Consider the following 7,258-nt stretch of genomic DNA (forward strand, 5'->3'; position numbering starts at 1 on the left):
AGCGGCGGGATGGGCTGGCGCAGGGCCCGGGAGTGCAGAGGGCGCGGCCAGGCGTCCTCTGCTCGGTCGCCGCACGGCGGAACTGAAACTGCCCCCAGCCAATGGCGAACGAAAGTTGCTCCATGCGAACGAAACTTGCTCAGCGCTTAACTGATTGCCATTACGCCATGAATGGCGACCACTACGCAGTGGGTTGTTTGCTATTCTGTGCGCGAATCTTTCTTAACAATTGTGAAACCTATGCGAACATCGGATTTGTTGCGACTGCTGCTGCTGGCGGCGATTTGGGGTGCCAGTTTTTTGTTTATGCGCATTGCCGTACCGGCGTTGGGCGCGGTAAACACCGCATTTTTACGTGTGTTATGCGGCATGTTGGGTTTGTTGATTATCATGGCGGTGATGCGTATTCCGCGTCGCTTTGACGGCAAACTGGGCTGGGCGATGCTGTTGGGCGTGATCAACTCCGCCATTCCGTTCCTGATGTATTGTCTGGCGGCGCGCGTGCTGCCTGCCGGCTACTCCGCGATTCTCAATGCCACCACGCCGCTCATGGGCGTGCTTATCGGTGCAGCATTCTTCGACGATAAGCTGACGCTTAATAAAGTGCTGAGCATGATAGCTGGATTTGCCGGCATTATTGTCATCAGTACCACCGGCGAAGCCCACTTAAGCAGTGCGTTAATCTTCGGGATTTTGGCCTGTTTAGTGGCGACCGCCTGTTACGGCGTGGCGGGTTTTCTGGCGAAACGCTGGATCGGCGCGCGTGGCGGATTAGACGCCACCAAGGTAGCGTTTGGTAGCCAACTCGGCGCATCGCTATTTTTACTGCCGTTCTTCGCCTTCAGCGCACCGCAAACGCCTGCCGCCAGCTGGCAAATCCCGCAAGTATGGGCCTGCATTTTGGCGATTGGTTTTATCTGTACCGCCCTCGCCTACATCCTCTACTTCCGTTTGCTGGCTGATATTGGTCCGCTACGCACCTTAACCGTCACCTTCATGATCCCGCCCTTCGGTATTTTGTGGGGCTGGTTAGTATTGGGTGAGCAGATTAATCAGGGCTTTATTGGCGGCTCGCTGCTGATTGTTTGTGCGGTGTGGCTGGTGACCAGTAATGGATGGGACAAGCGCGCCACGCTAAAGAGCGGCGCGAATAAATAGGCTTACTTTTTCCCGCCGGGCTTCAGCGATCGATTGAGATCCTGAATGCGCTTCATGGTTTTTACCGTGCGCGTTGAGGTCGCTGAAGCCACCGACAGAATCAGCATTTCCAGACACACCAGCACCGTGCCGTGCAGCGGCATACGTCCATTCTCGCCGCCGCGCGGCACGTTAATGATCACATCCGCCTGCTGAGCGAAAGCCGAATCAATGGCGTTCGTCAGCAAAATCACCGGCATGCCCAGCCGTTTCGCCTCTTTTAACGCCGTGATGCCTTCACGATGCGCCGATTTCTGCGCCATCATAATCAGCACATCGCCGCGTTGTAGCGTGATCAGCTGTTCCGCCAGCGCAATACCGGAGCGATTCAGCGTCACCGCGGGAATACCAATACGGGTAAACAGCCGCGCGCTGTAATCCGCCAGAATCCCAGAGGCGTTGATGCCAAACAGGGCAACCTGACGCGCATCAATCAGATGCGTGACCGCTTGCGCCACGGCCTGTCGATTGTGCGGCTCTGCTAACGCATCGCAGGCGCGCTTATGGCCGCTTAATACGAAATCGATGCCCGAATTGATATCGCAAGAGAGTTCTTCCACGGTGGCGCTCATCTTCTCTTCCGAATTCATCGCCGGACCAAACCAGGCGACAAGCGTGGTTTTTAAATCACGCAAACCGGCAAATCCTAGCGCCTGAACCGCACGCACCACTGTGGCATCGGAGGTATGAGTTGCATCGGCTATTTCGATCGCGGTGGCGTCCAATATTGCCTCACGATTATCGTGGATATATCGCGCCACCGTTTGCAGACGCGATGATAATGTCGGTGCGCGTAGCCGATAACGTTCACCCAATATATCCACACGGCTTTTAATCCTATTTCTACTCATTTGTTTGCTGCACTCGAAAAAAATGAAAATAGTCGATCGGCCTGCTATCGATTTGTAGTGAAACTGTCGATCCAATCGCCTTTACACTGCATTAGCAGCCCACTACATCAGAATAGAAAGCAGCAAGAAATAACAATTTAATTACCTGTTATTAAACACATTATACGAAATAAGCTTGACCAAATAAGCCCGATTATCCGCCCCCATACTGCTGTAGTATCTGCACAATCATTTCCATTTACTACTACATTTTTTCATGTTTGAATGATTCTCAATTGCATCGCACCAGGTTCTAATAATGAATAACAATAAGACGTTCGCTGTTAAATCCCAGCGTCATCCCGCCATTCTGGCGGCTATTTATGGCGTAAGCATGTGGACTTCCGCAAATAGCATGGCGGCAGAAGAAGCTAATACGTTGACCGTTTTGGCGCAGGAGAGTAATGCGCAAGGTTATAACGCCACCAGCAGCTCCGTCGGCAGCAAAACGCCCACGCCGCGTCTGAATGAGGCGCAATCCGTCAGCGTGGTGACCCAGCAGCAGCTGGAAGATTATCAGGTATCAAACCTTGCCGAAGCGATGCGTTTTGTCAGCGGCGTCAGCGAAGGCAACACATTGGCTGGCACCGAAGATGGCTTTGTGCGGCGCGGTTTTGGCAGCAATTCAGATGGTTCGATCTACCGTGACGGCGTGCGCAGCAGCCAGGGACTGAATTTTGATGCCACCACCGAGCGGGTTGAAGTGTTGAAAGGCTCCGCATCACTGCTGTACGGGATCCAGAATCCCGGCGGCGTCATCAATGTCATCAGCAAGAAGCCGCAGTATGAGTGGCACACCAAAGTCAGCGGCAAAACCTCAAGTGAAGGCGGCGGCGCGGGTACCGTGGATGTCACCGGTCCGCTCGGCAACGGCTTTGCCTTTCGACTGATTGCCGAAAAACAGAACCAGGATTACTGGCGCAATTTTGGTAGTGAAAAGCACCAGCTGATCGCGCCTTCGTTACAGTGGTTTGGCGAGCAAGCCAGCTTCCTGATCAGCTATGCCGATTATCAGTACGATATTCCCTACGATCGCGGCACCGCATTTATCAACGGCAAACCCATTGATATTGGCTACAAAGATCGCCTTGATGACAAAGCCAACCACGCGTGGGGCCATAACAAAACCATCAACGCGCATTACGACTGGCAATTTAACGAGGCGTGGAGCACCCGCGTGACGCTGGGCTGGAACCAGCGCCAATACGATAACAATGAAGTGCGCGTTACCGCGGTGAATCCCACCACGGGCGCAGTGACACGTCGTGCCGACGCCAATCGCGGCTTCAATCATAAAACCAAGTACGTTTCATGGGATTTGATCGGTTCACAGCAAGTGTTCGGCATGACGCACGATATCGTGCTGGGTACCGATTACGAAATGATCCAAACCTACCGCGCGCATCAGTACCAGGGCAAAGCCAATAGCGGATTTAATTTCTACGATCCGCAATATGACATCCTCGCGCCGGTAACGAATAGCAGCACAGAAAATAGCGCTAACGCCAATAACCTTAACCGCACCCACAGCCGTTCGCTCTATGCCAAAGACAGTATTAGCCTGACTGAAAACTGGATTGCGGTGCTCGGTGGGCGTTATCAGCATTATGAACAGCGTGCTTCGAAAGGTTTCGATCCGGTGGTGCAAACCCTGGACAGCGAAGGCAACAAATTCCTGCCGCAAGCCGGTTTAATCTACAAAATCACACCTGACGTTTCGCTCTACACCAGCGTGAGTAAATCCTTCACCCCTTCCACCGATGTGGATGACGATGGCAACGTCGGCAAACCGGAACAGGGCACCACCTGGGAAGTGGGCAGCAAATGGCAGATTTCACCCAAGCTGTTTGCTAGCGTAGCGTTGTATCGCATCAATGAGCGTGACATGTCGCTCAGCATTAACGGCACCACGCGCGCCATTAATAAAGCCCGCTCCAGCGGCGCAGAATTTGAGCTAAATGGCGAAGTGATGCCGGACTGGGATCTCAGCGCTAACTATAGCTACGACAAGGCAGAGATTGTTGATGATGGCGTTAACTCCGACAATAACGGCAATCGCCTGCAGAACGCGCCCCGCCATTCCGGTGCGCTCTATCTGAGCCATAATCTGGCGATCTCCGGTATTCCGGGTGATTTCCGCGTGGGTGGCGGCGCACGCTATGTCGGCACGCGCGCTGGCGATCCGGAAAACAGTTTCAGCATGCCCGATTACGTAGTGGCAGATAGCTTTATTGCCTGGAACAATCAGCTATTTGGCGAGAAAACGCAGCTCAAACTGAATCTGAATAACCTGTTTAACAAACACTATTACACCTCCAGCGGCGGCAATTTACGCGTACGCGAAGGCGAAACCCGTAATCTGATGCTCGAGGCCAGCGTTGAATTCTGATGCGATTTTTTCACCAGGCGCACGAGGTGCGCCTTACCTACTCGGCCCGATGCTGCGGGTGCTGGCCTGTTTCCTGCTGCTCTTAAGCAGCGCGGCGTGGGCGAAAACTATCATCGATATCGATGGAAACCACGTGGCGATCCCCGACCATCCGCAGCGCATCGTGCTGGGTGAAAGCCGCATGTTGTATACGCTGGCGTTACTCGAACCGGGCGATCCGTTTCAACACATTGTGGCGTGGCCGCAGGACCTGAAAAAATACGATAGCCAAACCTGGAATAGCTTTGCGCGCCAGTTCCCCCAGATGCTGAAAATTCCTTCGCTGGGTTCCGGCGGACCTAACGCCATCAATCCTGAGCAAATTCTGGCCATGAAACCGGACGTGGTGATTTTACCGAGCCTGGCGCGCTACGATGATGCCGATTTGCGCCTGGTGACCATGCTGAAAGCGGCGCATATCCCGCTGGTGAAGATCGATTTACGCGTACATCTGCTGAAAAACACCCGCCGCAGCGTGGAAATTTTTGGTGAAGTATTGAATCAGCAAGCGCGGGCTCAGGCATTTAATCGCTTTTACGATCGGCATATGCAGGTGATTCGTGAACGCCTCGACCGCTATCACGGCCCGAAACCTTCAGTGCTACTGCAGCTGCATCTTGGCCGGCGAAATGAGTGCTGCGTGACGGCGATTAACGGTAGCCTCGGTGAATTATTGAATGCAGCAGGCGGCGACAACATTGCCAATAAAACGCAGCATGGCGTGTTTGGTCGTCTCAGCGAAGAGAGCGTGATCGCCGCGCAACCGGATTACTACATCGCGACCGGCTTTGGCGATAACGCTTCTCAGGGATTGCTCAAGTTGGGTCCTGAGGTGGCGCCCGAAACGGTGCTCAGCAGTTTCAGGCAGCTCACCGCGCAGCAAAATGGTTTGCGCGAACTGAACGCAGTGCACAATGGTCACTCTGCAGTCATCTGGATGAACTTTTATCTCAGCCCGTGGCATATTGCCGCGACAGAGTTTATGGCGAAAACCCTCTATCCCCAGCTGTTTGCCGACGTGGAACCTGAGCAGACGCTGCAGCAGATTTTCCACGATTTTTTACCAATTCCCTTTAGCGGTACCTATTTTAGGTTAATCAGTGCCACGGATGATAAATAATCGCTCGCGCTGCGCTTGTGATTAACTGGAACCTCGCTAATCTTAAATTTGCAGCACGGGCATGGCGTCGAAGAGGTTATTTCCGCCATGCAACAACAACTCATGAGAGGATGTTTTATGGCTGAGCATAGAGGCGGTTCCGGTAATTTCGCTGACGATAAAAAGAAAGCGTCTGATGCCGGTAAAAAAGGCGGAGAAAAAGGCGGCGGTAGTTTTAAAGACAACCCCGAGAAAGCTTCAGAAGCAGGCAAGAAAGGCGGTAAGAAGTAGGTATCGCCGCGTTAAAGAGTAAGCAACACCCTGGAAGCCCGCCTGGGCATGGATGCCCTCAGAAATATCCCATCACGCATTATCCCCCTGAAAAAATGACTGTTAATTACCTTGCGTAACTGATGCTGATTTTTAGCTTTTTGATTGACCACTTAGGGTTAATAAATCTGATCGCTCACTTTCTGACGTGACAAATATCACATTTATGCCAGGCTTTAATTATTCACTTCATGCGACAAGGAGATATATATGACGACGCAAACCACTAATAAAACCTTAATTACTGAAGAGTATCCGGTTCCGCCTTTTAAAAAGCAGACGCAACCGATGCCAGGTTTAGCGAGCAAAATGGATCCCCGTCCCGATCATGGTGAAACCAGCTATCGTGGCAGCGGCAAACTCACCGGACGCAAAGCGCTGATCACCGGCGGCGACTCAGGTATTGGCCGCGCCGTTGCCATTGCTTATGCACGCGAAGGTGCTGATGTAGCGATCAACTATTTGCCGGAAGAGGAATCTGATGCGGCGGAAGTGGTGCAACTGATTGAAGCAGAAGGCCGTAAAGCGGTGGCGATTCCGGGCGATATTCGTTCTGAAGAGTTCTGTAATAAGCTGGTACATCAGGCGGCTGAACAACTCGGCGGGCTGGATATTCTGGTGAACAATGCCGGACGTCAGCAGTTTAACGAGTCGATTCGTACGCTTTCTACTGAAGACTTCGATGCGACCTTCAAAACCAACGTTTATGCGATGTTCTGGATCACTAAAGCGGCGCTGGAGTACCTGCCCGCTGGCTCCTCAATCATCAATACTTCGTCGGTTCAGGCTTATCAGCCTAGCGCCATCCTGCTGGATTATGCTCAGACTAAAGCCTCGATTGTCGCGTTCACCAAAGCGCTGGCGAAACAGTTGGGTAAAGATAAAATCCGCGTGAATGCGGTCGCGCCCGGCCCTTACTGGACGGCGTTGCAGGTCAGTGGCGGACAGCCGCAAGAGAAAGTGGAACAGTTTGGCGCCTCGGCTCCGCTGGAGCGTCCGGGCCAACCGGCAGAAATTGCCCCGCTGTACGTCACCTTTGCCCAGGTGAATAACAGCTTTACCTCCGGTCAGGTTTGGTGTTCTGACGGCGGTACCGGTACGCTGTAATCGATTTTGTTCCCGGTGCGCAGCAATGCGCGCCCTGCGAAATCACTGCCAAATGGCTTAATACCAATCAGTTAAGCGCTGAGCAATTTTCGTTCGCCATGTGCTGAGGCAGTTTCAGCTATGCCGTGCGGCGACCGAGAAGAGGGCGTCCAGGCCACGCCCTCTTCACTCCCCGGCCCTGCGCCAGCCCATCCCGCCGCTTCGCGG

6 protein-coding genes are annotated in these 7,258 nt (G+C 53.2%); 5 read left to right on the top strand and 1 reads right to left on the bottom strand.

The window, feature by feature from the left end; all coding sequences use genetic code 11:
- Positions 1-240 precede the first annotated feature (240 nt).
- On the top strand, positions 241-1,158 hold the full coding sequence (locus PMI17_RS19550; RefSeq protein WP_007891858.1) for a DMT family transporter: 918 nt from the start codon (positions 241-243) through the stop codon (positions 1,156-1,158).
- Positions 1,159-1,160: 2 nt separating this feature from the next.
- Here PMI17_RS19550 and PMI17_RS19555 read toward each other — a convergent pair whose 3' ends face one another.
- Positions 1,161-2,048, bottom strand: a complete 888-nt coding sequence (locus PMI17_RS19555; RefSeq protein ID WP_007891860.1) for a MurR/RpiR family transcriptional regulator — start codon at positions 2,046-2,048, stop codon at positions 1,161-1,163.
- 298 nt (positions 2,049-2,346) lie between these two features.
- On the opposite strand from PMI17_RS19555, the gene PMI17_RS19560 reads away from it, so the two are divergent.
- The 4 genes from PMI17_RS19560 to PMI17_RS19575 all read left to right on the top strand — a co-directional run bounded on the left by PMI17_RS19560 (position 2,347) and on the right by PMI17_RS19575 (position 7,051).
- Positions 2,347-4,476, top strand: coding sequence for a TonB-dependent siderophore receptor (locus tag PMI17_RS19560; protein WP_007891862.1), 2,130 nt, complete (start codon positions 2,347-2,349; stop codon positions 4,474-4,476).
- 49 nt (positions 4,477-4,525) lie between these two features.
- Positions 4,526-5,635 carry an ABC transporter substrate-binding protein gene (locus PMI17_RS19565; RefSeq protein WP_036621929.1) on the top strand — a complete coding sequence of 370 codons (1,110 nt, stop codon included), beginning with the start codon at positions 4,526-4,528 and terminating at the stop codon, positions 5,633-5,635.
- 117 nt (positions 5,636-5,752) lie between these two features.
- A complete protein-coding gene (locus PMI17_RS19570; protein ID WP_007891871.1) occupies positions 5,753-5,905 on the top strand; it encodes a general stress protein in 153 nt (50 codons plus the stop codon).
- Positions 5,906-6,154: 249 nt separating this feature from the next.
- On the top strand, positions 6,155-7,051 hold the full coding sequence (locus tag PMI17_RS19575; RefSeq protein ID WP_007891876.1) for an SDR family oxidoreductase: 897 nt from the start codon (positions 6,155-6,157) through the stop codon (positions 7,049-7,051).
- Positions 7,052-7,258 lie beyond the last annotated feature (207 nt).

The organism is Pantoea sp. GM01, from assembly GCF_000282675.1.
Lineage (GTDB): Bacteria > Pseudomonadota > Gammaproteobacteria > Enterobacterales > Enterobacteriaceae > Pantoea > Pantoea nemavictus.